Origin of the sequence: Micromonospora sp. NPDC057141 (assembly GCF_042670805.1) — a bacterium.
Lineage (GTDB): Bacteria > Actinomycetota > Actinomycetes > Mycobacteriales > Micromonosporaceae > Micromonospora.
Window position 1 is genome coordinate 15,726 of sequence record NZ_JBHUVA010000001.1, and the last position, 26,808, is coordinate 42,533.

A 26,808-nucleotide genomic window follows, 5' to 3' on the forward strand; every position below is an offset into this window, starting at 1 on the left:
CACGCCGGAACCGGTCCGTGAGGGGGCGCACTATGGCGATGACGGCTGCGGTCAAGGACGAGCTGAGCCGGGTCGACGTGCCCAAGCCCTGCTGCCGGCGGGCGGAGATGGCGGCGCTGCTGCGCTTCGCCGGCGGGCTGCACATCGTCTCCGGACGGGTGGTGGTCGAGGCCGAGCTGGACACCGGCGCGGTGGCCCGGCGGCTGCGGCGGGAGATCGCCGAGGTGTACGGCTACTCCAGCGAGATCCACGTGCTCGCCTCCGGCGGGCTGCGCAAGGGCAGCCACTTCATCGTCCGGGTGGTCAAGGACGGCGAGGCCCTGGCCCGGCAGACCGGGCTGCTGGACGTGCGGGGCCGGCCGGTGCGCGGCCTGCCGCCGCACGTGGTGGCCGCGAACGTCTGCTGCGCGGTCTCCGCGTGGCGGGGGGCGTTCATGGCGCACGGCTCGCTGACCGAGCCCGGCCGCTCCAGCGCGTTGGAGATCACCTGCCCGGGCCCGGAGTCGGCGCTGGCGCTGGTCGGCGCGGCCCGGCGGATCGGCATCACGGCGAAGAACCGTGAGGTGCGCGGCGTCGACCGGGTGGTCGTCAAGGACGGTGACGCCATCGCCGCGCTGCTCACCCGCGTAGGAGCACACTCCAGCGTGCTGGCCTGGGAGGAGCGCCGGGTGCGCCGCGAGGTGCGGGCCACCGCCAACCGGCTGGCCAACTTCGACGACGCCAACCTGCGCCGCTCGGCGCGGGCGGCCGTGGCCGCCGCCGCCCGGGTGACCCGGGCTTTGGAGATCCTCGCCGAGGACGCTCCCAACCATCTCACCTCCGCCGGCCGGCTGCGCCTGGAGCACCGCCAGGCGTCCCTGGAGGAGCTGGGCGCGCTCGCCGACCCGCCGCTGACCAAGGACGCGATCGCGGGGCGGATCCGCCGGCTGCTGGCCCTGGCCGACAAGCGGGCCCGGGACCTGGGCATCCCGGATACGGAAGCGGCCGTCACGCCCGACATGCTCGTGGTCTGATAGGACGGTGGCGGTGGGCGGGCGGGCGGCCCGTCCCGCCGCGCGTCGCCTCCGGCGGGCGCCGGCCCGGTGGCGCGAAGCGGATCACCACCCGGCGCAGCGCGCCGCCACGCGCTCGGATAGGGTCGTTGCGTACGGCAAGGGGGCCGGCACCGGCACTCTCGCCGTGCACACCGCCTCCGGCGGTCGGGTTCTCTCGGGCCGCGGCGGGGTGGCCGACACGAACTGTCAAACGGCCGGCTCCAACGGTCGGCGCACATCACTCCGCCGGTCCGGATTCCACGCCGGCGAATCAGAACGCGAGGAGATGGGACCTGTGACCATCCGGGTTGGCATCAACGGCTTCGGCCGCATCGGCCGTAACTTCTTCCGGGCCGTGCTGGCGTCCGGCGCGGACATCGAGGTCGTGGCCGTCAACGACCTGACCGACAACGCGACGCTCGCCCACCTGCTCAAGTACGACAGCATCCTGGGCCGCCTCCCGCACGAGGTCAAGGCGACGGCCGACGAGATCACCGTGGGCGGCAAGACCATCAAGGCGTTCGCCGAGCGCGACCCGGCGAAGCTGGCGTGGGGCGAGGTCGGCGCCGACGTCGTCATCGAGTCCACCGGCTTCTTCACCGACGGCACCAAGGCGAAGGCGCACGTCGACGGCGGGGCCAAGAAGGTCATCATCTCCGCCCCGGCGAAGAACGAGGACGTCACGGTCGTGATGGGCGTCAACCACGACCAGTACGACCCGGCCAAGCACACCATCATCTCGAACGCCTCCTGCACCACCAACTGCCTGGCCCCGATGGCGAAGGTGCTGCACGACACGTTCGGCATCACCAAGGGTCTGATGACCACCATCCACGCGTACACCCAGGACCAGAACCTGCAGGACGCGCCGCACAAGGACCTGCGCCGCGCCCGCGCCGCCGCCCTGAACATCGTCCCGACCTCCACCGGCGCCGCGAAGGCCATCGGCCTGGTGCTGCCGGAGCTGAAGGGCAAGCTCGACGGGTACGCGCTGCGGGTGCCGATCCCCACCGGCTCGGCCACCGACCTCACCGTCGAGGTGGGCCGGGAGACCTCGGTGGACGAGGTCAACGCCGCGCTGAAGGCCGCCGCCGAGGGCCCGCTCAAGGGCATCCTGGTCTACAACGAGGACCCGATCGTCTCCGCCGACATCGTTACCCACCCGGCGTCGTGCATCTACGACGCGCCGCTGACCAAGGTCATCGGCAACCAGGTCAAGGTCGTCGGCTGGTACGACAACGAGTGGGGCTACTCGAACCGCCTGGTCGACCTGGTCAAGCTGGTGGGTCAGTCGCTGTGACCATCCGCAACCTCGACGACCTGCTCGCCGAGGGGGTGTCGGGTCGGCGCGTGCTCGTGCGCGCCGACCTGAACGTCCCGCTCGACAAGCAGACCGGGAAGATTACGGACGACGGCCGCATCCGCGCGGTGCTGCCGACGCTGACCGCCCTGACCGGGGCGGGCGCGAAGGTCGTGGTCTTCTCGCACCTGGGCCGCCCGAAGGGCTCGCCCGACCCGCAGTTCAGCCTGCGTCCGGTCGCCGCCCGCCTCGGCGAGCTGCTCGGCGCGCCGGTCCGGTTCGCCGAGGACACCGTCGGCGAGTCCGCCCGGTCCACGGTCGACGCGCTCGCCGACGGCGAGGTCGCCCTGCTGGAGAACCTGCGCTTCAACAAGGGCGAGACCAGCAAGGACGAGGCGGAGCGGGGCGCGTTCGCCGACCAGCTCGCCGCCCTCGGCGAGGCGTACGTCGACGACGCGTTCGGCGCGGTGCACCGCAAGCACGCCAGCGTCTTCGACGTGCCGGCCCGGCTGCCGCACGTCGCGGGCCGCCTGGTGCTGCGCGAGGTGGAGGTGCTGGCCAGGCTGACCGGCGAGCCGGAGCGCCCGTACGTGGTGGTGCTCGGCGGCTCGAAGGTCTCCGACAAGCTCGCGGTGATCGAGGCGCTGCTGCCGAAGGTCGACCGGCTGCTCATCGGTGGCGGGATGTGCTTCACCTTCCTCAAGGCCCAGGGCCACGAGGTGGGCACCTCGCTGCTGGAGGAGGAGATGGTCGAGACCTGCCGGGGCCTGCTGGAGCGCGCCGACGGCAAGATCGTGCTCCCGGTCGACGTGGTGGCGGCGGACGCCTTCGCCCCCGACGCGGCGCACGACACGGTCCGCGCCGACGCCATCCCGAGTCACCGGCTCGGGCTGGACATCGGCCCGGAGACGGTGGCCGTCTTCGCCGCCGCGCTCGCCGACGCGAAGACGATCTTCTGGAACGGCCCGATGGGCGTGTTCGAGATGGCGGCCTTCGCGAACGGCACCCGGGGCGTCGCCGAGGCGATCACCAAGGCCGACGCGTTCAGCGTGGTCGGCGGCGGCGACTCGGCGGCGGCGGTCCGTGCCCTCGGGCTGGACGAGTCGTCGTTCGGGCACATCTCCACCGGCGGCGGCGCGTCGCTGGAATACCTGGAGGGCAAGACCCTCCCCGGCATCGCGGCGCTGGAGGACTGATGGCGGCGATCACCCGCCGGCCGCTGATGGCCGGCAACTGGAAGATGAACCTCAACCACTTCGAGGCCAACCTGCTGGTGCAGAAGCTGGCCGCGAGCCTCACCGCGCAGCAGCTCACCGACGTCGAGTGCGTCGTGCTGCCGCCCTTCACCGACCTGCGCACCGTGCAGACCGCGATCGAGGGCGACAAGCTGCTGATCGGCTACGGCGGGCAGGACCTGTCGCCCTACCCGTCGGGGGCCTACACCGGGGACATCTCCGGGGCGATGCTGGCGAAGCTCGGCTGCACGTACGTGGCGGTCGGCCACTCCGAGCGGCGGCAATATCACCACGAGGACGACGCGCTGGTCAACGACAAGGTGACCGCCGCGCTGTCCCACGGGCTCACCCCGATCCTGTGCATCGGCGAGGGCCTGGAGGTCCGCGAGCAGCTCGCGCACGTGCCGCACTGCTGCGACCAGCTCGACGGCGCGCTGCGGGGGCTCACCCCGGAGCAGGTCACCAAGGTCGTCGTGGCGTACGAGCCGGTCTGGGCGATCGGGACGGGCAAGACCGCTACGCCGGAGGACGCCCAGGAGGTGTGCGGGGAGGTGCGCAAGCGCCTCGTCGAGACCTACGACCAGGCGACGGCCGACCAGGTCCGCATCCTCTACGGCGGCTCGGTGAAGTCCTCGAACGTGGCCTCGATCATGGCCCAGCCGGACGTGGACGGGGCCCTGGTCGGCGGCGCGAGCCTCGACGCCGAGGAATTCGCGAAGATCTGCCGGTTCCCGGAGCACATCAGCCGCTGAAGGCTCGCTATCCTTGACTCCGCCCGTCCACCGGCCGGTGCCGCAGTGCCCGACCTGTCCGGGCGAGGATCGCTACGAGAGGACTGACCCCAGCCATGCCGATCTGGTTCGCATACACGTTGATCGTGTTGCTGACGATCACGAGCATCATGCTCACCATGCTGATCCTGCTGCACCGAGGCAAGGGCGGCGGGATGTCGAGCATGTTCGGCGGCGGGGTCAGCTCCAGCCTTGCCGGCTCCTCGGTGGCCGAGAAGAATCTCGACCGCTACACGGTCCTGGTGGGGATCGTCTGGTTCGCCTGCATCGTCGGGCTGGGGCTCTGGTTGCGCCTCCAGGTCGGCAGCGGCAGCGGGGCCTGAGAGCGAGCCACCAAGTCGTACAATCTGCGCGCGGTCCGTCACCGACGGATCGCGCGCAGTTGTTTGTGCTGCACCGCGTCGCCGCCGCCCGCCTGCGCGGCGGTCCCCTCCGAGGACAGGAGCGAGCAGCGTGACGAGTGGCAACGTCATCCGGGGCACCCGGGTCGGGTCGGGGCCGGAGCGCCTCGGCGAGCGGCACGTGCCGGCCCCGCGCCGGTCGGTCAGCTACTGGTGCCGCAACGACCACCGGGTCGACGTGCCCATCGCGGCCGATGCGGTGCCGCCGCCGCTGTGGGACTGCCCGCGCTGCGGGATCCCCGCCGGCCAGGACCGGGCGGACCCGCCGGGTAGGGCCCGTCCCGAGCCCTACAAGACCCACCTGGCGTACGTGAAGGAGCGGCGCACCCCCGAGCAGGGGGAGGCGCTGCTGGCGGAGGCCCTGGCCGCCCTGCGCCGCCGCCGTGGCGGCTCCTGAGCGCCACCTGGGTCGTGCAGCGCCACCCGGGGCGTGCAGCGTGCGTTAAAAGGGGCCCCCTGCTATGCAGAAAGCGTTGACCGGGGGCCCTTCCTTACGCCTCAGCGGAGGCTGCGCAGGCGGGGCGGCACGTCGGCTGCCGCCGCCCGGTCCAGCAGCCACAGGGTGCGGCTGACGCCCTGCACCCCGGCCGCAGGGAGCTGCACCGGGCCGGCCCCGGCCAGCGCCATGCCCACCGCGCGGGCCTTGTCGGCGCCGCTGGCGACCAGCCAGACCTCCTCGGCCGCGTTGATCGTCGGCAGGGTCAGCGTGGTGCGCACCGGCGGCGGCTTGGGGCTGCCCCGCACGGCGCTCACCGGCCGGGTGTCGTGGTGCACCGGGTGCTCGGGGAAGATCGAGGCGACGTGCCCGTCCTCGCCCACCCCCAGCATCAGCACGTCGAAGTGGGGGAGCACGGAGTGCCCCGGGCGGGCCGCGCGGGCCAGCTCGGCGGCATACGCGGCGGCCCCCGCCTCCGGGTCGTCCCCGGTCGGGCCGTCGGACGTCGGCATCGGGTGCACCCGGGCCGGGTCCAGTGGCACCGCGTCCAGCAGCGCCGCGCGGGCCTGCGTCTCGTTGCGCTCCGGGTCACCGGCGGGCAGGAACCGCTCGTCGCCCCACCAGACGTCGACGCGGGACCAGTCGACCGCGTCGTGGGCCGGCAGCGCGGCCACCGCACGGTAGACGGCGGCGGCGATTCGCCCGCCGGTCAGCACCACCGACGCCTGGCCCCGTTCCGCCTGCGCGTCGAGCAGCCTCACCACCAGCCGGGCCGCCACCGCCTGCGCCAGCAGGTCGGCATCGGCGTGGACGGCGACACTCGCCTCACTCATGTGTTCTGCCTTCGCCTCCCGACCGCCCTCGCGGTCCGTCGTGCCCTCGGGCCGCACGGCCCTCCGTCGCGTCAGTGGCGGTGAGGCCCGGGCCGACCGCCATGGTCGCCCCGGGACCCGCTGTCACTCGTTGGTGCTCGTGCCGGCGTGGGCGGTGACCTCCGCCTCGGCCCGCTTCGCCGTCGCCGGGTCCTTCCAGAGGTGCACCCGCTGGGCGGGGCGCTGCTGCAACCCGCGGATGCCGGCCATCGCCCCCAGCGCCTCGGCATAGACCTGGTCGGCGTCCAGCCGGCGCAGCTCCTCGGCCAGCTCGTCGCCGAGCGGCCGGCGGGTCAGCGGCAACTGCCGGTCGTCCTGCCCGGTGCGCCGGAAAGTGGCCACGCTGTCGTCCCGGCTGAGGGTCAGCACGTCGCCGTTGGCGCAGCTCAGCTCCACTTCCCGCATCCGGGGGGCCTCCGGCGCGGGCTCCCAGCGCGGGGCGATGCCGAGCCGGCTGTTGAGCCAGCCGCACATCAGCGCCGCCGTCGGGTCGGTCGGCGGGGCCATCACCCGGGCCTCGGTGACCCGCGCCTCGGTCGTGTCGAACGCGCCCGCGACCAGGGTGCGCCACGGGGTGATCCGGGTCCACGCGAGGTCCGTGTCGCCCGGCGCGTAGTCGCGGGCCCGCTGCCGCAGCGCCGCGATCGGGTCGTCGGCCTGCGCCGAGTCGGTGATCCGCCGGTCGGCGACGACGCCGAGGAAGTCCGTCGCGATCTCCGTCGGCGGCTCGCCGTGCCACCACGTCACCACGGGCACGTCCGGCACCAGCAGCGGCATCACCACCGACTCGGCGTGCAGCGCCAGCCGGCCGTACATCCGGGTGACCACGGCCTCGCACGGGCCGAGCCGGCCGCCGACGACGATCTCCGCGTCGAGGCGGTTGCGGTCCCGCTCGACGTCGGAGCGGACCACCACGAGCAGCCGGCACGGGTGCGCGGCGGCGGCGATGGTCGCCGCCGCCTCCGCCTCGCGGACCCGCTTCTCGTCGACCACCACGATCAGGGTGAGCGCCATGCCGCTGGCCACCCCGCCCGCGCTGCGCCGCTCGGCGGCGAGTGCCTTGACCACCTCGTTGCCGGTGGTGTCCCACAGCCCGATCAATGGAGCCTCCTGGTTCGCTCGCTGTGCTCGCTCACGCTCTGCGCCAAGCCCGGCCCTCGCGGGCCAGCATCTCGTCGGCGGCGCGGGGACCCCACTCGCCGGACCGGTAGTGCTCCGGCTTCGTGCCCTCCCAGGCGTGCTCCAGCGGGTCCACCACCGCCCAGCTCTGCTCGAGCTCGGCGGCGTCGGGGAAGAGGGTACGGTCGCCGATCAGCACGTCCAGCACCAGCCGCTCGTAGGCCTCGGGGCTGGACTCGGTGAACGCCTCGCCGTACTGGAAGTCCATCGCGATGTCGCGGACCTCCATCGTGGTGCCGGGCACCTTGGAGCCGAACTTGAGCACCACGCCCTCGTCGGGCTGCACCCGGATGACGAGCTGGTTGGGGCCGAGGGACTCCATGTCGGCCGGGTTGAACGGCAGGTGCGGGGCCTTCTTGAACATGATGGCGACCTCGGTGACCCGCCGGGGCAGCCGCTTGCCGGCCCGGATGTAGAACGGCACCCCGGCCCAGCGCCGGTTCTGGATGCCCAGCTCCACGGCCACGTACGTCTCGGTGGTCGAGTCGGCCGGCACGCCGTCCTCGTCGAGGTAGCCGACGGCCCGCTGGCCGCCCACCCAGCCGGGCAGGTACTGGCCGCGGACGGTTCCCCGCGCGACGTCCTTCGGCAGGGTGATCGCCTTGAGCACCTTCAACTTCTCGGCGCGGATCTCGTCGGCGTCGAAGCTGGTCGGCTCCTCCATCGCCACCAGCGCCAGGAGCTGGAGCAGGTGGTTCTGGAGCACGTCGCGGGCCGTGCCGACCGAGTCGTAGAAGCCGGCCCGGCTGCCGATGCCGACGTCCTCGGCCATCGTGATCTGCACCGAGTCGACGTACTTCGAGTTCCACAGCGGCTCGAACAGGCTGTTGGCGAACCGCAGGGCCAGGATGTTCTGGACGGTCTCCTTGCCCAGGTAGTGGTCGATCCGGAAGACGTCCTGCCGGGTGAAGACGTCGTCGACCAGGTCGTTGAGCTCCTTCGCCGACGGCAGGTCGTGCCCGAACGGCTTCTCCACCACCACCCGCCGCCAGCCGCCGCACTTCTCGTTGTCGGCCATCCCGGTGCGGGCGAGCTGCTTGAGCACCACGGGGAACGCCGCCGGGGGGATCGAGAAGTAGAACGCCGCGTTGCCGTGGATGCCGTGGCTGTCGCGCAGGTCGTTCAGGGTCTGGGAGAGCTTGTCGAAAGCAGCGTCGTCGTCGAACGAGCCGCCGACGAACTTGATGTTGCCGGCCAGCCGGCCCCACACCTCCTCCCGCCACGGTGTGCGGGCGTGTTCCTTCGCCGCGTCGTGGGCCAGCGACTCGAAGTCGCCGTCGCACCAGTCGCGCCGGGCGAAGCCCAGCACCACGAAACCGGGCGGCAGCAGCCCCCGGTTGGCCAGGTCGTAGACCGCCGGCAGCAGCTTCTTGCGCGCCAGGTCACCGGTCACGCCGAAGATCACCAGAGCACAGGGCTCCGGGATCCGCGGCAGCCGCCGGTCCTGCGCGTCGCGCAGCGGGTTCACCGGGTCACCTCCGGCTCGCTCCGCGCACCCACCGGGGTCACCCCGGTCCGCGACTGCGGGGCTCGCAAGACCGGCTCACTCCTCGCACGCACGGTGCCTCCTAGCTCCGCTGATTCCACATCGTCCATCGTCACGCTTACAGTTGCCGGGCCGCGTCGAGCAGCTGGGCCACCCCCGCCGACCGGTCGGTCAGGTGCAGCCGCAGCACCGGGCGGCCCCGGCCGGCCAGGGCCCGCCGATCGCCGGCAGCCTGGGCGGCCTGGAGCCTCCCGAGGGAGTACGGTTTTCCGGGCACCGGCAGATCATCCCCGACCGTACCGGTCAACTGAAGGAAACTCCCTACCTGTGGACCACCCTTGTGGTACTGGCCGGTGGTGTGCAGGTGGCGCGGTCCCCAGCCGAACGTCACCGGCCGGGTGGTCGCCCCGGCGAGCAGCGGCCGCAGCCCGGCGACGTCGGCGTCACCGAGCCGGTCCAGGTACGCCTGGACCGCCAGGTATCCTCCGGCGTCGATTCCGTCGACCAGGTGCCGCAGCGCGCCGGCCAGGTCGGCCGGGCCGCCCGCCGGGGCGTACACCTCGATCGCGCCCTCGGTCGACGACGGCGGCCGGGCCGGCGCGGCCGAGGCGAGGAACCGTGCGGTGTGCTCCCTGCCCTCGGCGACGTCCGGCTGGTCGAACGGGTTCACCCCGAGCACCACCCCGGCGATGGCCGTGGCATATTCCCAGGTCAGGAACTGGGCGCCCAGCGGGCCGTTGACCGCCACGTCGGGCGCGCGGCCCCCGCCGGGCACCGCGCCGGTGGCCAGCGCCCCGCCGTAGCTGACGGTGAGCACGTCGGGCCCCGCGCCGCCGGGGGCGGTGGGGGACTCCAGCACCACCGGCAGGACGCCGCGCCCCGCCTTGCCGGTCGACTCGGCGAGGAGCTGCTCGATCCAGTCGCCGAGCCCGTCTAGCCCCGTGCCGTCGGGCACGAGGGCGACCTTGTCCCGGCCGCCGGTGGCCGCCGCGCCGAGGGCGGCGCCGAGCGCCAGCCCCGGGTTGTCGGCGTCGCGACCCAGCGCCCCGGCGAGCGCCTCGGCCTGCTCCAGCAGCTCGTCGACGGCCACGCCGGCCAACGCCGCCGGCACCAGCGCGAACGCGGTCAGCGCCGCGTATCGGCCGCCCACCTGTGGGTCGGCGGGCACGGTGATCGCGCCCAGCTCGGCGGCCACCGCCTCCAGCGGGGAACCGGGGTCGGTGACCACCACGAAGTGCCGGCCGGCCTCCGCCCCGGTCATCCCGGAATCCAGGAACGCCTGCCGGTAGACCCGCCAGTGGCCGTCGGTCTCCACGGTGCCGCCGGACTTGCCGGCCAGCACCACCACCGTGCGCTCCAGGCGGTCGGCCAGCGCCCGGCGGACCTGGCCCGCGTCGGTGGTGTCGAGCACCGTCAGCGGCCGGCCCAGGGCCCGGGTGATCACCTCGGCGGCCAGCGAGGAGCCGCCCATCCCGGCGAGCACCACGTGGTCGAGGTCCGCCAGCTCGGCGGCCAGCTCGGCGAGCTGGGGCAGCAGCTCCGCGCTGCGCCGGTGGGTGTCCAGCCAGCCGAGCCGGGTCCTCGCCTCCGCCTCGGCCGCCGGTCCCCACAGCGTCGGGTCCTGCGCCGCCAGCCGTGCCGGCACGCCCCCGGCGACGAGGGCCTGCCGGGTGGACGCCGGCGCGGACCGGTCGACCGCGTCCGCGCCGTGCACGACCAGCCCGGCGGACGCGTCCGCCGGGCCGGTCAGCGGGTCGCTCACGTCGCCACCCCGGCCCACCACCGGCCCGCCGGGGGCGGGCCGACGGCGCGACCCGAGGACGGCCGGCCCACGCCCGGGGACGGCGGGCCGACGGCGCGGGACGCCCCGGGGCGGTGCCCCGGGGCGTCGCCACGACCGTCGGTCACGCGTCGCCCCCCACCTTCTGGGCCTTGTCCGCGTTGCCCTGGGCGGCCTGGCCGGGCCGCCCGGTGCCCTGGCCCGCCGCGGCGAGCGACTTGCGCACCCCGTCGAGCAGTTCCTGCCAGCTCGCCTCGAACTTCTCCACGCCCTCCCGCTCCAGGACGGCGATCACGTCGGACATGTCGACGCCGGCCGACTCCAGGTCGGTGAAGACCTGGCGGGCCGCGTCGTACGCGCCGGTGACGGTGTCCCCGCGCGTCTCGCCGTGGTCGGCGTACGCGTGGATCACCGATTCCGGCATCGTGTTGACCGTGCCGGGGGCGATCAGCTCCTCGACGTAGATGACGTCCCGGTAGTCCGGGTTCTTCGTCGAGGTGGACGCCCACAGCGGGCGCTGCGGGTGCGCGCCGGCGTCGGCGAGGGCCTGCCACCGGTCGGAGGAGAATACCTCGCTGTAGCGCTCGTACGCGAGCTGGGCGTTGGCCACGGCGGCCTTGCCGCGCAGCGCCTTGGCCTGCTCGGAGCCGACCTTCTCCAGCCGTTTGTCGACCTCGCTGTCGACGCGGGAGACGAAGAACGACGCCACCGAGCCGATCGTCGACAGGTCGTGGCCGTTGGCCTTCGCCTGCTCCAGGCCGGCGAGGAACGCCTCCATCACCTGCGAGTAGCGGTCCAGGCCGAAGATCAGCGTGACGTTGACGCTGATCCCCTCGGCCAGGGTCGCGGTGATCGCCGGCAGGCCGGCCTCGGTGGCGGGGATCTTGATGAAGAGGTTGGGCCGGTCGACCAGCCACCACAGGGCCTTGGCCTCGGCGACCGTCTTGTCGCTCTCGTGCGCCAGTCGCGGGTCCACCTCGATGGAGACCCGGCCGTCGACGCCCCGGCTGCCGTCGTACGACGGGCGCATCACGTCGCACGCCCACCGCACGTCGTACGTGGTGAGCATGCGCACCGCCTCCTCCACCTCCACCCCACGGGTGGCGAGGTCGCGCAGCTGCCCGTCGTAGGTGTCGGCGTCGGCGAGCGCCTTCGCGAAGATCGTCGGGTTGGTGGTGACCCCGGCCACGTGCTGCTCCCGGCGGAGCTGGTCCAGCCCGCCGGAGCTCAGCCGTACCCGGGAGAGATCGTCGAGCCAGACCGCCACCCCGGCGGCGGTGAGTTCGCTGAGCCTGTCCGTCATGCCGTGCACGCTCCCCTTCAGTTGCCGGTCGTGAAACCGGTGATGTCGCCCACCCGGGTGAGCGCCGCGTGCGCGGCGGCCACGATCCGGTCGGGGGTGAAGCCGAACTGCTCGAAGAGCACGGAGTGCGGGGCGCTCGCGCCGTAGTGCTCGATGCTGACGCTCTCGCCGGAGTCGCCGACGACGCCGCGCCAGGACATCGCGATGCCCGCCTCCACGCTCACCCGGGCCTTTACCCCGCGCGGCAGCACCGACTCCCGGTAGGCCTCGTCCTGCTCGTAGAACCACTCCTGGCAGGGCATCGACACCACCCGGGTGGGGGTGCCGGCGGCCTCCAGCCGCTCCCGGGCGGTGAGGCAGAGCTGCACCTCCGAGCCGGTGCCGACGATGATCACCTGCGGCTTGCCGCCCGACGCCTCGGCCAGCACGTAGCCGCCCTTGGCGACGCCCTCGGCGCCGGCCAGGGTCGACCGGTCCAGCGTCGGCAGGGCCTGCCGGCTCAGCGCCAGCGCGGTCGGCCGGTCGGTGTGCTCCAGGGCCTGCCGCCACGCCCACGCGGTCTCGTTGGCGTCGGCCGGGCGGACCACGTCCAGGCCGGGGATGGCGCGCAGCGCGGTCAGGTGCTCCACCGGCTGGTGGGTCGGGCCGTCCTCGCCGAGGCCGATCGAGTCGTGCGTCCAGACGTAGACCACCGGCAGCTTCATCAGCGCGGCGAGCCGCACCGACGGGCGCATGTAGTCGCTGAACACCAGGAACGTGCCGCCGTACGGCCGGGTGCCGCCGTGCAGGGCGATGCCGTTGAGGATCGCGCCCATGGCGTGCTCGCGGATGCCGAAGTGCAGCGTGCGGCCGTATTCGTGGCCCGGGAAGTCCTTGGTCGCGTGCACCGCCGGGACGAACGACGGCTCGCCCTTTATGGTGGTGTTGTTGCTCTCGGCCAGGTCGGCCGAGCCGCCCCACAGCTCCGGCAGCACCGGGGCGAGGGCCTCCAGCACCTTGCCGGACGCGGCCCGGGTGGCCACGCCCTTGGCGTCGGCCGGGAAGACCGGCAACGCGTCGGTCCAGCCCTGCGGCAGCACCCGCTGCGACATCCGGTCCCACAGCGCCCTGCGCTCCGGGTTGGCCTTCGCCCAGCCCTCGTACGTCCGCTCCCACTCCTGCTGCGCCGCCGCGCCGCGCTGAAGGACCAGGCGGGCGTGCCCGAGGACGTCCTCGTCGACCTGGAAGCTCTGCGCCGGGTCGAAGCCGAGCAGCTCCTTGGTGGCGGCCACCTCGCTCGCGCCGAGCGCCGAGCCGTGGATCTTGCCGGTGTTCTTCTTGTTGGGCGCGGGCCAGCCGATGATGGTGCGCAGCGCGACGAAGGAGGGCCGGCCGGTCTCCGCCTTCGCCGCCAGCAGCGCCCGGTGCAGCGCCTCGACGTCCTCGTGGTAGTCGCCCTGGTCGGCGTCGCCGGCACGCCAGTCGACGGTCTGCACGTGCCAGCCGTACGCCTCGTAGCGGGCCGCGACGTCCTCGCTCTTGGCGATGCGGGTGTCGTCCTCGATCGAGATCTCGTTGTCGTCGTAGATCACGCAGAGGTTGCCCAGCTGCTGGTGCCCGGCCAGGGCGCTGGCCTCGTGGGTGATGCCCTCCTCGATGTCGCCGTCGGAGACGATGCACCACACGTCGTGGTCGAAGACAGACGCACCCGGCTCGGTCTCCGGGTCGAACAGGCCGCGCTCGCGACGGGCTGCCATGGCCATGCCGACCGCGTTGCCCAGGCCCTGCCCGAGCGGGCCGGTGGTGGTCTCCACGCCCGGGGTGTGCCCGTGCTCGGGGTGGCCCGGGGTGAGCGAGCCCCACTGCCGCAGCGACTTGAGGTCGTCCAGGGCCAGCGGGTAGCCGGAGAGGAACAGCTGGATGTAGAGAGTGAGGCTGGAGTGGCCGGCGGAGAGCACGAACCGGTCCCGGCCCGGCCAGTTCGGGTCGGCCGGGTTGTGCCGCATCACGCGGTTGAAGAGGAGGTACGCCGCGGGCGCGAGGCTCATCGCGGTGCCCGGGTGGCCGTTGCCGGACTTCTCCACGGCGTCCATGGCCAGCACGCGGACGAGGTCCACGGCCCGGCGGTCGAGGTCGGACCAGTTGAGTGCGGGTTGCTCGGGTCGGTTGGCAGCCACGATGTGTTGTGCTCCTCGGCAGTTGGGCGGAACCCTCTCGGATGACCCTATCGAGCGGGGGTAAACCCCGACCTTGGGATCTTCTGCATGGTCTTCTTTACGCGGCACCTGGCCTGGGCCGTTCAACCGGGGGTGTGACGGTCCGCACCGTGGTCGGGTCGCGCGGGCAGCCAAAACGACGACGCGTAGGGTGTGGGGACGGTGTGTGGGCCCGACGGGTCCGACCGACCCGACTCCCCCTGCCGACGCCGGAAGGTGGCAATCCGTGAGCATGATCACCGAGCGCCCCGTCAGCAACTCTGCCGGGCAGCCGCCGGTGCGCACGGTGACCGGCGCGTCGGCGGCGCCCCGGCGGGACGTCCGGGCGGTGGTCTCGGCGTACGTCTCGCTGACCAAGCCACGCATCGTCGAGTTGCTGCTGGTGACCACCATCCCGGCGATGATGCTGGCCGAGGGCGGGCTGCCGTCGCTGTGGCTGATGGCGGTGGTGCTGGTGGGCGGCTCGCTCGCCGCCGGCGCGGCCAGCGTGCTCAACTGCTACATCGACCGGGACATCGACCAGCTCATGCGGCGCACCAAGCGGCGTCCGCTGCCGACGCACACGGTGTCGCCGCGCAGCGCGCTGGTCTTCGGCCTGGTGCTCGCGGTGGTCTCGGTGACGCTGCTGGCGGTGTTCACCAACCTGTTGGCCGCGGGGCTGACCCTGGCCGCGATCGCCTACTACGACCTGGTCTACACGCTCTGGCTGAAGCGGACGACGCCGCAGAACACCTTCTGGGGCGGCGCGTGCGGGGCCGCGCCGGTGCTGATCGGCTGGGCCGCGGTGACCGGCTCGCTGGCCCCGGCGGCGTGGGCGCTGTTCGCGGTGGTCTTCTTCTGGCAGATGCCGCACTTCTACCCGCTCGCGATGAAATACAAGGCCGACTACGCCCGTGCCGGCATCCCGATGCTGCCGGTGGTCGCCCCGGCCCGCCGGGTCAACGCCGAGATCATCGGCTTCGCCTGGCTGACCCTGCTCTCCTCGCTGGCCGTCTGGCCGCTCGGGATGAGCGCGATCTACGGCGTGACCGCGCTGTTGTCCGGCGGCGTCTTCGTGTACGAGGCGCACCGGCTGTGCCGCCAGGTGGCCCGGGGCGGGGCGGTCCGGCCGATGCGGCTGTTCCACTGGTCGTACGTCTACCTGACGATCCTGTTCGCGGCCGTCGCCGTCGACGCGCTGATCTGATCCATCGACTCAGGGCGACATTCCGGACTTCGGTCGGGCGCGCGCAATTTGTGATGATCGTGTAACTTTGCCGGGTCGCTTTGGTGTCCCCAGTCCCCATATAACCGGGCAAACCACCTGTGGTTCTCCTTAAGCCCAGGGGTAATCGGCATCACAAATAGTTCATGGTTCTCGCACGTCCGGATGGAACTCTGCTTAGGCTTCGCGTCATGGCAGAAGGTTCCGATACGACGCTGACGGCTCAGCAGACCGTCGCCGCACAGACCCCCGACGGCCTGGTCGCGGGCATCAAGTCGTTCGCCGCCGGGCACGGCGGGGCGAAGGCGGTCATCGAGTACGTCGGCAAGCGCGGCGCGCGCATCGTCCTCGTCGGGTCCGACGGGACCTGGGGCGACCATTTCGCGGACGACACCGTCGTCGCGCGCGAGGCGTGCGCCAAGGCGGGAGTCACCGTCGAGAACGCCTGGGAGCGTGAACTGATGGACCAGATGCGCCCGAGCAACGACCTCTGGCGGTCGATGGCCCGGCGCACGATGGCCCGTTGACCGACACCTTGACCGACCACCACCAGTCGACCCGGGGGGAACCCCGGGTCGCTGTCGTCACCTGCGCCGAGCTGCCCGACCTGGAGGCCGACGACCGGCTGCTGCTGGCCCCGCTGGCCGCTCGGGGGATCACGGCCACCGTCGCCGCCTGGGACGACCCGGCGGTCGACTGGGCCGCGTACGACCTGGTCGTGCTCCGCTCGCCGTGGGACTACGCGCTGCGCCGCGACGAGTTCGTGGCCTGGGCCGACACCGTCCCCCGGCTGGTCAACCCGGCCGACGTGGTGCGCTGGAACACCGACAAGCGTTACCTCGACGAGCTGTCGGCCGCCCGCGTGCCCACGGTGCCGACCGGGTGGGTGACGCCGGGGCAGCCCTGGACGCCGCCCGCCACCGGAGGCGAGTACGTGATCAAGCCGGCCGTCAGCGCCGGCAGCCAGGACACCGGCCGCTACGACCTCGCCGACCCGGAGCACCGCGAGCTGGCGGCGGCCCACCTGCGCCGCCTGTCGGACGCGGGCCGGCTCGCGATGGTGCAGCCGTACCTGAGCGCGGTGGACACCGCCGGGGAGACGGCCCTGCTGTTCCTGGCCGGCCCGGACGGGCTCGCCTTCAGCCACGCGATCCGCAAGGGCCCGATGCTCACCGGCCCCGACCTGGGGCCCGACGGGCTGTACAAGCCCGAGGAGATCAGCCCGCGCGCGGCCACCCCCGGGCAGCTCGCCGTCGCCGAGCGGGTCCTCGCGGCGGTCCCCGGCGGCACGCGGCGCCTGCTCTACGCCCGGGTGGACCTGATCCCGGGCCCGGACGGCACGCCCGTCCTGGTCGAGCTGGAGCTGACCGAGCCGTCGCTGTTCCTCGGGTACGCAGACGGGGCCCCGGACCGGCTCGCCGACGCCGTCGTCACCCACCTCGCCGGCCCGCCCCGCCCCCGCTGAGCCCGGGCGCGGCCGGCGTCAGGCGTCGACGGGGACGGCGGGGACCTCGGCCGGCGGTGTCGGGGCGAGGCGGTCCGCCTCGACCGGCCGGCGTTCCCGGGTCGACCACTGCACCGCGAGGGTGGCCAGCAGCACCAGGCACGACCCGAGCATGTGCGCGCCGACCAGCACCCCGGGCAGGTGGGTGAAGTACTGCACGAAGCCGATCACGCCCTGCCCCAGCTCCACGCCGACCAGCACCGCGGCGGCCCGTTCCGCCCGCCGCGCGCCGACCGCGCGGAACGCGAAGACCAGCGCCACCGACAGCCCGACCAGCAGGAACACCCCGTCCGCGTGTACCTGGGAGACCGCCTCCGGGTCGAGGCCGTTGCGGGCCGCGCCGTGGTCGCCCGCGTGCGGGCCGCTGCCGGTGACCCAGGTGCCGATCACCAGCACCGCGGCGCTGACGACGGTGGTGACCAGCGCCAGCGCGCGCAGCGGCCCCGGCACGGTGGGCGTCCCGGGGCCGTCCGGCTCGCCGACGCGCCGCCAGAGCGCGTACGCGGCGGCGATCACCACCATCGAGGCGAGGAAGTGCAGCCCGACCACCCACGGGTTGAGGTTGGTCAGCACGGTGATGCCGCCGATCACGGCCTGCAACGGGATGCCGAACAGCACCGCGACCGCGAGTGGCAGCAGGGCCCGCCGCCGGGTGGCGTGCAGCAGCACCGCCACCACCACGGCGAGGGCGATGAAACCGACGGCGAAGGTGAGCAGCCGGTTGCCGAACTCGATCACCCCGTGCACGCCCGTCTCCGGCGTCGTCGTGTACGACGCGTCGGTGCACCGGGGCCAGGTGGGGCAGCCGAGGCCGGAGGCGGTCAGCCGGACCGCCCCGCCGGTGACCACGATGGCCACGTTCGCGATGATCGAGGCGAGCGCGAGGCGGCGCAGCAAGGTGGCGGAAACCGGGAACCGGACGGATCGCTTCACGGAGCGAATCCTACGCACCGTAGTGGAGCCCGATCGGGTGACTGCGACGCCTCGGTGGTCCGGATCACCGGCACCCGGGTTTGCGGGCCCTCAGCGAATTACGTAACGTGGGCGTTGTGAAAAACGCGGCGGCGCTCTCCGGGCAGCAGCCGGCGACCCACCCGGTCGCCGGGGCGCCCGCGGCTGCGTCCGCCCGGCCCGCGGCCGGTTCCGCCGCCGCCGACCTGCCGACCCGGGACCGCGTCACCCAGCTGCTGCTGGAGCGTGGGGCGACCACCGCCGGGCAGCTCGGCTCGGCGCTCGGCCTCAGCCCGGCGGCGATCCGCCGGCACCTCGACGCGATGCTCGCCGACGGCGACGTCGTCGCCCGCGAGCAGACCGTCCGGGGCAGCCGGGGGCGGGGCCGCCCGGCGAAGGTCTTCGTGCTGACCGACGCGGCCCGGGGCCGCTGCGGCACCCACCACTACGACAACATCGCCACCGCCGCGCTGCGCTGGATCTCCCGCAGCGGCGGCTCGGCGGCGGTGGAGGCGTTCGCCGCTGACCAGGTCGCCGCCCTGGAGGACCGCTGCCGCGCCGCCATGGAGGACGCCGGCGACGATCCCCTGGCGCGGGCCGAGGCACTCGCCGGGGCGCTCACCGCCGAGGGTTACGCTGCCAACGCGTCCACGATCGCCTCCGGCGGCCAGCTCTGCCAGCACCACTGCCCGGTGGCACACGTGGCCGCCGAGTTCCCCCAGCTGTGCGAGGCCGAGACCGCGGTGATCTCCCGTCTGGTCGGCACCCACGTGCAGCGCCTGGCCACCATCGCGCACGGCGACGGGGTGTGCACCACGCACATCCCCGCCCAGTCCCGTAACACCGTCACCACTGTGAGGACAGCCAGATGACCGAGCAGATCGTTCAGCCCCTGACCCAGGAGGAGCAGCTCGCAGCCCTCGGTCGCTACGAGTACGGCTGGGCCGACCCCGACGTCGCCGGGTCCGTCGCCCAGCGCGGCCTCAGCGAGGCGGTGGTGCGGGACATCTCGGCGAAGAAGAACGAGCCGGCCTGGATGCTCGACCTGCGCCTGAAGGGCCTGCGGCTGTTCGGCCGCAAGCCGATGCCGGCGTGGGGCGCCGACCTCACGGGGATCGACTTCGACAACATCAAGTACTTCGTCCGGTCCACCGAGAAGCAGGCCACCAGCTGGGAGGACCTGCCCGAGGACATCAAGAACACCTACGACCGGCTGGGCATCCCCGAGGCGGAGAAGCAGCGGCTGGTGGCCGGCGTGGCCGCGCAGTACGAGTGCCTGGACTTCCGGACGAAGGTGTGGACCGCCAACCGTGGCCAGGTGATGATCAAGGAGATCGAGCCCGGCGACCAGGTCTTCGCGTACGACGAGGAGGCCGGTCGCTTCCAGGTCGCCCGGGTCCGCGCGGCAGCGCAGACCGACACCCGGCTGACCTACGAGGTCAAGGTGGGCCTGCGGACCATCCGGGCCACCGACAACCACCCCTTCCTCGCCCTGGTCGACGAGCGCCGCCCGGGCCGGCAGCGCGCCCGCTACCAGCAGCGCTGGAAGACGCTGGCGGAGCTCAAGCCCGGCGACCTGGTGGCCGTGCCGCGCGACCTCCCCGAGTTCGGGGTGCCGCACGTGCTGCGTGAGCGGACCGGCTTCGGCCCGGAGAGCACCTCGCCCGACCTGCTCTGGCTGCTCGGTTTCTATCTCGGCGACGGCAACATGCAGTCGTCCGGGCGGACCCATCGGGTGCAGTTCGCGGTGCCGGACTCGGACCAGGAGGTGCGCGCCGAGATCGCCCGCGTGGTGCGGGAGCAGTTCGGGCTGGAGGCCATCGAGGCGGACGAGTACCGGCTGGTCGTCAACTCCAAGGCGCTCGTCGGCTGGCTGACCGATCTGGGGTTGGCCGGCACGTCGCACACCAAGCAGATTCCTGCGTGGGCGTTCGGCCTGCCCCGGGACGAGCGACTCGCCCTGCTGGGTGGGCTGATCGACGCGGACGGCTACGTCGGGCCGGCGAAGTCCGGCTCGGTCATCCTGACCAGCGTCAACGTTCCGATGCTGGAGCAGGTTATGGAGCTGGCCGTGCTGACCGGGCTGCGGGTCAGCGGCCCCTACGAGTTCGCCAGCCCCCACCCCACCGACGCCGAGCGGCTCGTGCACGGGTTCCGGGTGCACATCACCGGCGACTTCGAGCGACTGGACTGCCGCAACCCGAAGCGCACCGCCCGGTTCGGGCGCCGGTCATACTTCCACTCCGACACCAGCGCCCGGGGCGCCACGTTCCGCAGCCACTGCACCGAGCAGCTCGGCTTCGCCCGGATCGGCTCGATCGAACCGGCGGAGGTGGTGCCGGTGTACGACATCGAGGTGGACGGACCGCACAACTTCATCGCCGAGGGCCTCGTGGTGCACAACTCCGAAGTGGTCTACCACAAGATCCGCGAGGACCTGGAGGAGCAGGGCGTCGTCTTCCTGGACACCGACACCGCGCTGCGCGAGCACGAGGACGTCTTCAAGGAGTACTTCGGCACGGTGATCCCGGTCGGCGACAACAAGTTCGCCGCGCTGAACACGTCCGTGTGGTCCGGCGGCTCGTTCATCTACGTGCCGAAGGGCGTGCACGTGGAGATCCCGCTCCAGGCGTACTTCCGGATCAACACCGAGAACATGGGCCAGTTCGAGCGGACGCTGATCATCGTCGACGAGGGCGCGTACGTGCACTACGTCGAGGGCTGCACCGCGCCGCTCTACTCGTCCGACTCGCTGCACAGCGCGGTCGTGGAGATCATCGTCAAGAAGAACGCGCGCTGCCGCTACACGACCATCCAGAACTGGTCGAACAACGTCTACAACCTGGTCACCAAGCGCGCCGTGTGTCACGAGGGCGCGACCATGGAGTGGGTCGACGGCAACATCGGCTCCAAGGTCACCATGAAGTACCCGGCGGTCTACATGACCGGCGAGCACGCCAAGGGCGAGGTGCTCTCGGTGGCGATGGCCGGCGAGGGGCAGCACCAGGACGCGGGCGCCAAGATGGTGCACGCCGCGCCGCACACCTCCTCCACCATCATCTCCAAGTCGATCGCCCGGGGCGGCGGCCGCACCTCGTACCGGGGCCTGGTGCAGGTGCTGGAGGGCTCGCACAGCAGCCGCAGCACGGTCAAGTGCGACGCGCTGCTGGTCGACACCGTCTCGCGGTCGGACACCTACCCGTACGTCGACATCCGCGAGGACGACGTGTCGATGGGGCACGAGGCGACCGTCTCCAAGATCAGTGACGACCAGCTCTTCTACCTGATGAGCCGGGGCCTGAGCGAGGACGAGGCGATGGCGATGATCGTCCGCGGCTTCATCGAGCCGATCGCCAAGGAGCTCCCGATGGAGTACGCCCTGGAGCTCAACCGCCTGATCGAGCTCCAGATGGAAGGGGCCGTGGGCTGACCCTCGGACGCCCCGCGCGGCCCGGACCCGTCGCGCCGCGTCGCGACCAGCCCGACCGGCCCTCCGACAAATCGTAGAACAGACCAAGGAAGAGATGACTACCCAGGCTTCCGCGCCGCCCAGCACCAAGTCGCAGGCGCTCCGCTCGTACGACGTCGCCGACTTCCCGGCCCTGACGGGCCTGGAGGAGGAGTGGCGCTTCACCCCGCTCAAGCGCCTGCGCGGCCTGGTCGGCGGCGACGGCCCCGCCACCGGCACCGTCCGGCACGAGCACGGCGACCTGCCGGCCGGGGTCACCGTCTCCCGCATCGGCTCCGACGACCCCCGGGTGGGCAGCGTGCTCACCCCGGTCGACCGGGTCAGCGCCCTGGCGTACGGCGGGGCCGGGCCGGCCCTGCTGGTCGAGGTCGCCCGCGACGCGGTGGTCGCCGAGCCGGTGCGCCTGCGGGTGGTCGGCGACTCCACCGAGGGGCTCGCGTTCGGGCACACCTTCGTCGAGGTGGGCCGGTTCGCCGAGGTGACCCTGGTGCTGGAGCACGTCGGCTCGGCCACCCTGGCCGACAACGTCGAGGTGTCGGTGGCCGACGGCGCGAAGCTGACCCTGGTCACGGTGGCCGACTGGGCCGCCGACGCCGTGCAGGCCCAGCACCTGCGGATCCGCCTGGGCCGGGACGCCAAGGTCGGGCACGTCCAGGTCAGCCTCGGCGGCGACCTGGTCCGGCAGTACACCTCGGTGGAGTACACGGGCCGGGGCGGCGAGGCCGAGCTGTACGGGCTCTACTTCGCCGACGGCGGCCAGCACCTGGAGCACCGCCAGCTCGTCGACCACAACGTGCCCGACTGCCGCAGCTACGTGGGCTACCGGGGCGCGTTGCAGGGCGCCGACGCGCACACCGTCTGGGTGGGCGACGTGCTGATCCGCGCCGAGGCGACCGGCACCGAGACGTACGAGATCAACCGGAACCTGCTGCTCAGCGACGGCGCCCGGGCCGACTCGGTGCCGAACCTGGAGATCGAGACCGGCGAGATCGCCGGTGCCGGGCACGCGAGCGCGACCGGCCGCTTCGACGACGAGCAGCTGTTCTACCTGATGGCGCGGGGCATCCCGGAGACCGAGGCCCGCCGCCTCGTGGTCCGTGGCTTCTTCGCCGAGCTGATCAACAAGATCCCGGTCGAGGAGCTGCGCGAGCGGCTCGGCGACGCCATCGAGGCCCGGCTGGCCAAGGGGGGTGTCTGATGATCAGGGTCTGTTCGATCGAGGACGTGCCCAAGGGCGGCGTGGTCAGCGCCGACGTCGACGGCACCCCGATCGCCCTGGTGCACGGCACCGACGGCGAGTTCTACGCCGCGTACGACGAGTGCTCGCACGCCTCCGTGGCCCTGTCCGAGGGCGAGGTCGAGGGCTGCACGCTGGAGTGCTGGCTGCACGGCTCCCGTTTCGACCTGCGCACGGGCGAGCCGACCGGGCTGCCCGCCACCGAACCCGTTCCCGTCTACGCCGTCGAGGTCCGCGACGGCGACATCTACCTTCCCGTGGGCGACGACGGCCGCCCGATGCCGAGCAATGGAGTGACCCGATAATGAGCACCCTGGAGATCCGCGACCTGAAGGTGTCGGTCAAGCTGCCCGAGGGTGAGCTCAAGCCGATCCTGTCCGGCGTCGACCTGACCGTCCGGTCGGGGGAGACCCACGCGATCATGGGCCCCAACGGCTCCGGCAAGTCCACCCTGGCCTACTCCATCGCCGGCCACCCGAAGTACGAGATCACCGGCGGCTCGGTGACCCTCGACGGCGTCGACGTGCTGGCCATGTCCGTCGACGAGCGGGCTCGCGCCGGCCTCTTCCTGGCCATGCAGTACCCGGTCGAGGTGCCCGGCGTGTCGGTGGCGAACTTCCTGCGTACCGCGAAGACCGCGATCGACGGCGAGGCGCCGAAGCTGCGCACCTGGGGCGGCGAGCTGCGCGGCGCGATGCAGCGCCTCCAGATGGACCCGGCCTTCGCCCAGCGCAACGTCAACGAGGGCTTCTCCGGCGGCGAGAAGAAGCGGCACGAGATCGTGCAGCTGGAGCTGCTCAAGCCGAAGGTGGCGATCCTCGACGAGACCGACTCCGGCCTCGACGTCGACGCGCTGCGCGTGGTCAGCGAGGGCGTCAACCGGGTCCGCGACACCGGGGACACCGGCCTGCTGCTGATCACCCACTACACCCGTATCCTGCGCTACATCAAGCCCGACTTCGTGCACGTCTTCGTCGCCGGCCGCATCGTCGAGCAGGGCGGCCCGGAGCTGGCCGACAAGCTCGAGGACGAGGGCTACGAGCGGTACGTCGCCGGGGCCGGCGCGGCGCGGGCCTGACCGACGATGTCCTCTCTCACGATCCCGGCGGGCATGCCGCAGTTCGACGACGTGCCGCGCTTCGACGTGGCGGCGGTGCGCGCCGACTTCCCGATCCTCGACCGGGAGGTCAACGGGCACCCGCTGGTCTACCTCGACAGCGCGAACACCTCGCACAAGCCGCGCCAGGTGCTCGACGTGCTCGCCGAGCACTACGCGAGGCACAACGCCAACGTGTCGCGGTCGGTGCACACCCTGGGCACCGAGGCGACCGAGGCGTACGAGGGGGCGCGGGCGAAGATCGCCCGGTTCGTCAACGCGCCCAGCGTGGACGAGGTCGTGTTCACCAAGAACTCCACCGAGGCGATCAACGTCGTGGCGTACGCGTTCTCCAACGCGTCGCTGCGCGTCGACGCCGACGACCGGTTCCGGCTGGGCCCCGGCGACGAGGTCGTGATCTCCGAGATGGAGCACCACTCCAACATCGTCCCGTGGCAGCTCCTCGCGGAGCGCACCGGCGCGACCCTGCGCTGGTTCCCGGTCACCGACGCCGGGCGGCTCGACGAGTCCGGCCTGGACGACCTGGTCACCGAGCGGACGAAGATCGTCTCGCTGGTGCACATGTCCAACATCCTCGGCACCGTCAACGCCACCGCCCGGATCACCGCCCGGGTCCGCGAGGTGGGCGCGTTGCTGCTGCTGGACTGCTCGCAGTCGGTGCCGCACCTGCCGATCGACGTGGTCGACCTCGACGCCGACTTCATCGTCTTCACCGGGCACAAGATGTGCGGCCCGACCGGCATCGGGGTGCTGTGGGGCCGGGGCGAGTTGCTGGCGGCGATGCCCCCGGTGCTGGGCGGCGGCTCGATGATCGAGACGGTCACCATGGCCCGGTCGACGTTCGCCGCGCCGCCGGCCCGGTTCGAGGCGGGCACCCCGCCGATCGCCGAGGCGGTGGCGCTCGGCGCGGCGGTGGACTATCTCACCGGCCTGGGCATGCGGGCCGTCCAGTGGCACGAGAAGGAGCTGACGGCGTACGCGCTGGACGCCCTCGCCACCGTGCCCGGCCTGCGGATATTCGGGCCGACGGTGCCGGTGGGCCGGGGCGGGACGATCTCGTTCGCGCTCGGCGACATCCACCCGCACGACGTCGGGCAGGTGCTCGACTCGCTCGGCGTGCAGGTGCGCGTCGGGCACCACTGCGCGAAGCCGGTCTGCACCCGGTTCGGCGTGCCGGCCATGACGCGGGCCTCGTTCTACCTCTACACCACCACGGACGAGATCGACGCCCTGGTGGGTGGACTGGAACAGGTGCGGAAGGTGTTCGACTGATGCAGCTCGACCAGCTCTACCAGGAGATCATCCTGGACCACTACAAGCGCCCCCACGGCCGTGGCCTGCGCGACGCCGACGACCCGACCGACCGGGTCGCCGAGGCGCACCACGTCAACCCGACCTGCGGCGACGAGGTGACCGTCCGGGTCGCCACCGACGGCACCGTGCTGCACGACATCTCGTACGACGGCATGGGCTGCTCGATCAGCCAGGCGTCGGCGAGCGTGCTGTACGAGTTGCTGCGCGGCCGGGCCACGGGGGAGGCGTTCGCCGTGCACGAGGCGTTCGTCGAGTTGATGTCCGGCCGTGGCCAGGTCACGCCGGACGAGGACGTGCTCGGTGACGGGGTGGCGTTCGCGGGCGTCGCGCGCTACCCCGCCCGGGTCAAGTGCGCGCTGCTGCCGTGGATGGCGTTCAAGGACGCCGCGGCACGCGCCGGGGTGGGCGCGAGCCCGGAGGTGAAGGCATGAGTTCTGACCAGAGCGCCGGCGTGCCGGAGGACGGCGCCGTGGCGACCGACGCCGCGACGCCGGCCACCGAGGGCGCGGCCGCCCCGTCGGCCACCGGCGGCAGCACCGGTAGCGGTGGCAAGGCCGCCGTCGCCGACGTCGAGGAGGCGATGAAGGACGTCGTCGACCCCGAGCTGGGCATCAACGTGGTCGACCTCGGACTGGTATACGGCGTGCACGTCGGCGACGACAACGTCGCCACCCTGGACATGACGCTGACCTCGGCGGCCTGCCCGCTGACCGACGTGATCGAGGACCAGGCCCGGCAGGCGCTGACCACCGGCCCCGGCGGGGGGCTGGTCGACGACATCCGGATCAACTGGGTCTGGCTGCCGCCGTGGGGCCCCGACAAGATCACCGACGAGGGGCGCGACCAGCTCCGCTCCCTCGGCTTCAACGTCTGACGCGTCGACGCGGCTGACGCTTCGTCCCGCCGAGCGCGGCACCCGTTCCCGGGTGCCGCGCTCGATCGCGCCCGGCCGCGAATCACCAGGATCATGCTCGATCGCGAAAACAGCGCCCTCCGGACGCGATCGGCGGCCACTCGATCCGGGATCGAGCACGGCCGGCCCGGCCCGGAAAACCCGGTGGTCAGGCGGCGGGCGGTGACGCAGGATGGGCGGGTGATCGAGACGTACCGGATGAAGCATGCCCCTGTCGCCACGGCCGTGGCCGCCCGGCGACAGCGGACGGTGCCCCCGGCCGCCCCGGTCGCGCGCCGACCGTCGTGACCGGGGCGTTCCTGGCCGGTCTCGCCGCCGGCTACGGCGTCGCCGTGCCTGTCGGTGCGATCGCCGTGCTGATCCTGGGGCTCAGCGCACGTACCTCGTGGCGGGTCGGCGCGTCGGCGGCCCTCGGCGTGGCCACGGCCGACGGCGTGTACGCGGCCGTGGCGACCCTCGGCGGGACGGCGGTCGCCGGCCTGGTCGCCCCGATCGCCGGACCGCTGCGGCTGGTGGCGGCCGCGGTGCTGCTCGCCCTAGCGGTGCGGGGCGCGTGGCAGGCGCTGCGTCCCGGTCCGGTGCGTGAGGCGGGTCGACGGCGCGGCCTGGAGAGCCCCGGCCGGGCCTTCGCCGGGCTGCTGGCGCTGACCATGCTCAACCCGGCGACCGTGGTCTACTTCGCCGCGCTGGTGCTCGCCCGCAACGACGGTCGCGAGGCCGTTCCGGCGGCGGCCGTCGCCTTCGTGGCCGGTGCCTTCCTCGCCTCGGCCAGCTGGCAACTGCTGGTCGCCGGTGGTGGCACCGTGGTTGGTCGGGCCCTCACCGGCCCGCGCGGTCGCCGGGTCACCGGGCTGGTGTCCAGCGCGATCATCGCCGCGTTGGCTGTCGCGGTCCTGCTGACCGCCTGACCGCCCCGCCGGGTTGCGACCTGGTCACCGTCGCGCCGACCCCACCCGGACGGCTGCGTCGGCCGGTGTCGCGGATCTTGGACAGTTACCGTTCCGCTCTTGAGCTCGAACGGTAACTGTCCAAGATCAGGGTCGGGAGTCGTGCCGGATGGACCGGGGACGGAGGGCCGGCGGCCTGT

The 26,808-nt window shown here is 72.6% G+C and carries 26 protein-coding genes; 18 read left to right on the forward strand and 8 right to left on the reverse strand.

What is annotated here, in order from left to right:
- Positions 1 to 32 precede the first annotated feature (32 nt).
- The 6 genes from whiA to ACFT41_RS00085 all read left to right on the forward strand — a co-directional run bounded on the left by whiA (position 33) and on the right by ACFT41_RS00085 (position 5,158).
- The gene (whiA, locus tag ACFT41_RS00060; protein ID WP_377588456.1) at positions 33 to 1,013 is read left to right on the forward strand and encodes a DNA-binding protein WhiA; all 981 of its coding nucleotides are present in this window, start codon (positions 33 to 35) and stop codon (positions 1,011 to 1,013) included.
- A 316-nt stretch (positions 1,014 to 1,329) separates the two neighbouring features.
- Positions 1,330 to 2,334, forward strand: coding sequence for a type I glyceraldehyde-3-phosphate dehydrogenase (gene gap, locus ACFT41_RS00065; RefSeq protein WP_377588457.1), 1,005 nt, complete (start codon positions 1,330 to 1,332; stop codon positions 2,332 to 2,334).
- Positions 2,331 to 3,530: a phosphoglycerate kinase gene (locus ACFT41_RS00070; RefSeq protein WP_377588458.1), complete on the forward strand. Its 1,200-nt coding sequence runs from the start codon at positions 2,331 to 2,333 to the stop codon at positions 3,528 to 3,530. The genes gap and ACFT41_RS00070 overlap by 4 nt, the downstream gene beginning before the upstream one ends.
- Entirely contained in the window at positions 3,530 to 4,321 is a 792-nt protein-coding gene (tpiA, locus tag ACFT41_RS00075; protein ID WP_377588459.1) for a triose-phosphate isomerase, read from the forward strand. Before ACFT41_RS00070 ends, tpiA begins: the two co-directional genes overlap by 1 nt.
- A 95-nt stretch (positions 4,322 to 4,416) precedes the next feature.
- On the forward strand, positions 4,417 to 4,683 hold the full coding sequence (gene secG / locus ACFT41_RS00080) for a preprotein translocase subunit SecG (protein WP_043967510.1): 267 nt from the start codon (positions 4,417 to 4,419) through the stop codon (positions 4,681 to 4,683).
- A 130-nt stretch (positions 4,684 to 4,813) separates the two neighbouring features.
- The gene (locus tag ACFT41_RS00085) at positions 4,814 to 5,158 is read left to right on the forward strand and encodes an RNA polymerase-binding protein RbpA (protein WP_377588460.1); all 345 of its coding nucleotides are present in this window, start codon (positions 4,814 to 4,816) and stop codon (positions 5,156 to 5,158) included.
- Positions 5,159 to 5,259: 101 nt separating this feature from the next.
- On the opposite strand, the gene pgl is transcribed toward ACFT41_RS00085, so the two are convergent.
- The 7 genes from pgl to tkt form a co-directional block, all read right to left on the reverse strand.
- Positions 5,260 to 6,030 (reverse strand): 6-phosphogluconolactonase, encoded by a 771-nt coding sequence (pgl, locus tag ACFT41_RS00090; RefSeq protein WP_377588461.1) that lies wholly within the window; start codon positions 6,028 to 6,030, stop codon positions 5,260 to 5,262.
- A 123-nt stretch (positions 6,031 to 6,153) separates the two neighbouring features.
- The gene (locus ACFT41_RS00095; RefSeq protein ID WP_377588462.1) at positions 6,154 to 7,170 is read right to left on the reverse strand and encodes a glucose-6-phosphate dehydrogenase assembly protein OpcA; all 1,017 of its coding nucleotides are present in this window, start codon (positions 7,168 to 7,170) and stop codon (positions 6,154 to 6,156) included.
- A gap of 31 nt (positions 7,171 to 7,201) precedes the next feature.
- On the reverse strand, positions 7,202 to 8,716 hold the full coding sequence (zwf, locus tag ACFT41_RS00100) for a glucose-6-phosphate dehydrogenase (RefSeq protein ID WP_377588463.1): 1,515 nt from the start codon (positions 8,714 to 8,716) through the stop codon (positions 7,202 to 7,204).
- 136 nt (positions 8,717 to 8,852) lie between these two features.
- Positions 8,853 to 10,496, reverse strand: a complete 1,644-nt coding sequence (locus ACFT41_RS00105; protein WP_377613699.1) for a glucose-6-phosphate isomerase — start codon at positions 10,494 to 10,496, stop codon at positions 8,853 to 8,855.
- The gene (locus ACFT41_RS00110) at positions 10,493 to 10,642 is read right to left on the reverse strand and encodes a hypothetical protein (RefSeq protein ID WP_377613700.1); all 150 of its coding nucleotides are present in this window, start codon (positions 10,640 to 10,642) and stop codon (positions 10,493 to 10,495) included. The genes ACFT41_RS00105 and ACFT41_RS00110 overlap by 4 nt, the downstream gene beginning before the upstream one ends.
- Complete coding sequence (gene tal, locus ACFT41_RS00115; protein ID WP_377581837.1) at positions 10,639 to 11,817, reverse strand: transaldolase; 1,179 nt, start codon at positions 11,815 to 11,817, stop codon at positions 10,639 to 10,641. The genes ACFT41_RS00110 and tal overlap by 4 nt, the downstream gene beginning before the upstream one ends.
- 17 nt (positions 11,818 to 11,834) lie before the next feature.
- Positions 11,835 to 13,973, reverse strand: a complete 2,139-nt coding sequence (tkt, locus tag ACFT41_RS00120; RefSeq protein WP_377581840.1) for a transketolase — start codon at positions 13,971 to 13,973, stop codon at positions 11,835 to 11,837.
- A 265-nt stretch (positions 13,974 to 14,238) separates the two neighbouring features.
- Here tkt and ACFT41_RS00125 point away from each other — a divergent pair, with 265 nt between their 5' ends.
- The 3 genes from ACFT41_RS00125 to ACFT41_RS00135 all read left to right on the forward strand — a co-directional run bounded on the left by ACFT41_RS00125 (position 14,239) and on the right by ACFT41_RS00135 (position 16,681).
- Positions 14,239 to 15,198, forward strand: a complete 960-nt coding sequence (locus tag ACFT41_RS00125) for a heme o synthase (protein ID WP_377581843.1) — start codon at positions 14,239 to 14,241, stop codon at positions 15,196 to 15,198.
- 209 nt (positions 15,199 to 15,407) lie between these two features.
- Complete coding sequence (locus ACFT41_RS00130; protein ID WP_377581846.1) at positions 15,408 to 15,743, forward strand: hypothetical protein; 336 nt, start codon at positions 15,408 to 15,410, stop codon at positions 15,741 to 15,743.
- Positions 15,744 to 15,751: 8 nt separating this feature from the next.
- Positions 15,752 to 16,681, forward strand: a complete 930-nt coding sequence (locus ACFT41_RS00135; RefSeq protein WP_377582054.1) for a RimK family alpha-L-glutamate ligase — start codon at positions 15,752 to 15,754, stop codon at positions 16,679 to 16,681.
- Between the two features lie 18 nt (positions 16,682 to 16,699).
- Here ACFT41_RS00135 and ACFT41_RS00140 read toward each other — a convergent pair whose 3' ends face one another.
- Complete coding sequence (locus tag ACFT41_RS00140) at positions 16,700 to 17,671, reverse strand: heme A synthase (RefSeq protein WP_377581848.1); 972 nt, start codon at positions 17,669 to 17,671, stop codon at positions 16,700 to 16,702.
- Between the two features lie 98 nt (positions 17,672 to 17,769).
- On the opposite strand from ACFT41_RS00140, the gene ACFT41_RS00145 reads away from it, so the two are divergent.
- The 9 genes from ACFT41_RS00145 (at position 17,770) to ACFT41_RS00185 (ending at position 26,629) form a co-directional block, all read left to right on the forward strand.
- The gene (locus ACFT41_RS00145) at positions 17,770 to 18,543 is read left to right on the forward strand and encodes a helix-turn-helix transcriptional regulator (protein WP_377581850.1); all 774 of its coding nucleotides are present in this window, start codon (positions 17,770 to 17,772) and stop codon (positions 18,541 to 18,543) included.
- A gap of 449 nt (positions 18,544 to 18,992) precedes the next feature.
- The gene (sufB, locus tag ACFT41_RS00150) at positions 18,993 to 21,101 is read left to right on the forward strand and encodes a Fe-S cluster assembly protein SufB (protein WP_377582056.1); all 2,109 of its coding nucleotides are present in this window, start codon (positions 18,993 to 18,995) and stop codon (positions 21,099 to 21,101) included.
- Between the two features lie 94 nt (positions 21,102 to 21,195).
- A complete protein-coding gene (sufD, locus tag ACFT41_RS00155; protein ID WP_377581853.1) occupies positions 21,196 to 22,338 on the forward strand; it encodes a Fe-S cluster assembly protein SufD in 1,143 nt (380 codons plus the stop codon).
- Positions 22,338 to 22,682 carry a non-heme iron oxygenase ferredoxin subunit gene (locus ACFT41_RS00160; protein ID WP_377581856.1) on the forward strand — a complete coding sequence of 115 codons (345 nt, stop codon included), beginning with the start codon at positions 22,338 to 22,340 and terminating at the stop codon, positions 22,680 to 22,682. The genes sufD and ACFT41_RS00160 overlap by 1 nt, the downstream gene beginning before the upstream one ends.
- Positions 22,682 to 23,455, forward strand: a complete 774-nt coding sequence (gene sufC / locus ACFT41_RS00165) for a Fe-S cluster assembly ATPase SufC (RefSeq protein WP_074474328.1) — start codon at positions 22,682 to 22,684, stop codon at positions 23,453 to 23,455. The genes ACFT41_RS00160 and sufC overlap by 1 nt, the downstream gene beginning before the upstream one ends.
- Before the next feature lie 6 nt (positions 23,456 to 23,461).
- Complete coding sequence (locus ACFT41_RS00170; protein WP_377581859.1) at positions 23,462 to 24,766, forward strand: cysteine desulfurase; 1,305 nt, start codon at positions 23,462 to 23,464, stop codon at positions 24,764 to 24,766.
- Positions 24,766 to 25,239, forward strand: a complete 474-nt coding sequence (sufU, locus tag ACFT41_RS00175) for a Fe-S cluster assembly sulfur transfer protein SufU (RefSeq protein WP_377581862.1) — start codon at positions 24,766 to 24,768, stop codon at positions 25,237 to 25,239. The genes ACFT41_RS00170 and sufU overlap by 1 nt, the downstream gene beginning before the upstream one ends.
- On the forward strand, positions 25,236 to 25,682 hold the full coding sequence (locus tag ACFT41_RS00180) for a metal-sulfur cluster assembly factor (RefSeq protein ID WP_377613701.1): 447 nt from the start codon (positions 25,236 to 25,238) through the stop codon (positions 25,680 to 25,682). Before sufU ends, ACFT41_RS00180 begins: the two co-directional genes overlap by 4 nt.
- A 323-nt stretch (positions 25,683 to 26,005) precedes the next feature.
- Positions 26,006 to 26,629 (forward strand): LysE family transporter, encoded by a 624-nt coding sequence (locus ACFT41_RS00185; RefSeq protein ID WP_377581868.1) that lies wholly within the window; start codon positions 26,006 to 26,008, stop codon positions 26,627 to 26,629.
- The last annotated feature ends 179 nt before the right edge of the window (positions 26,630 to 26,808 follow it).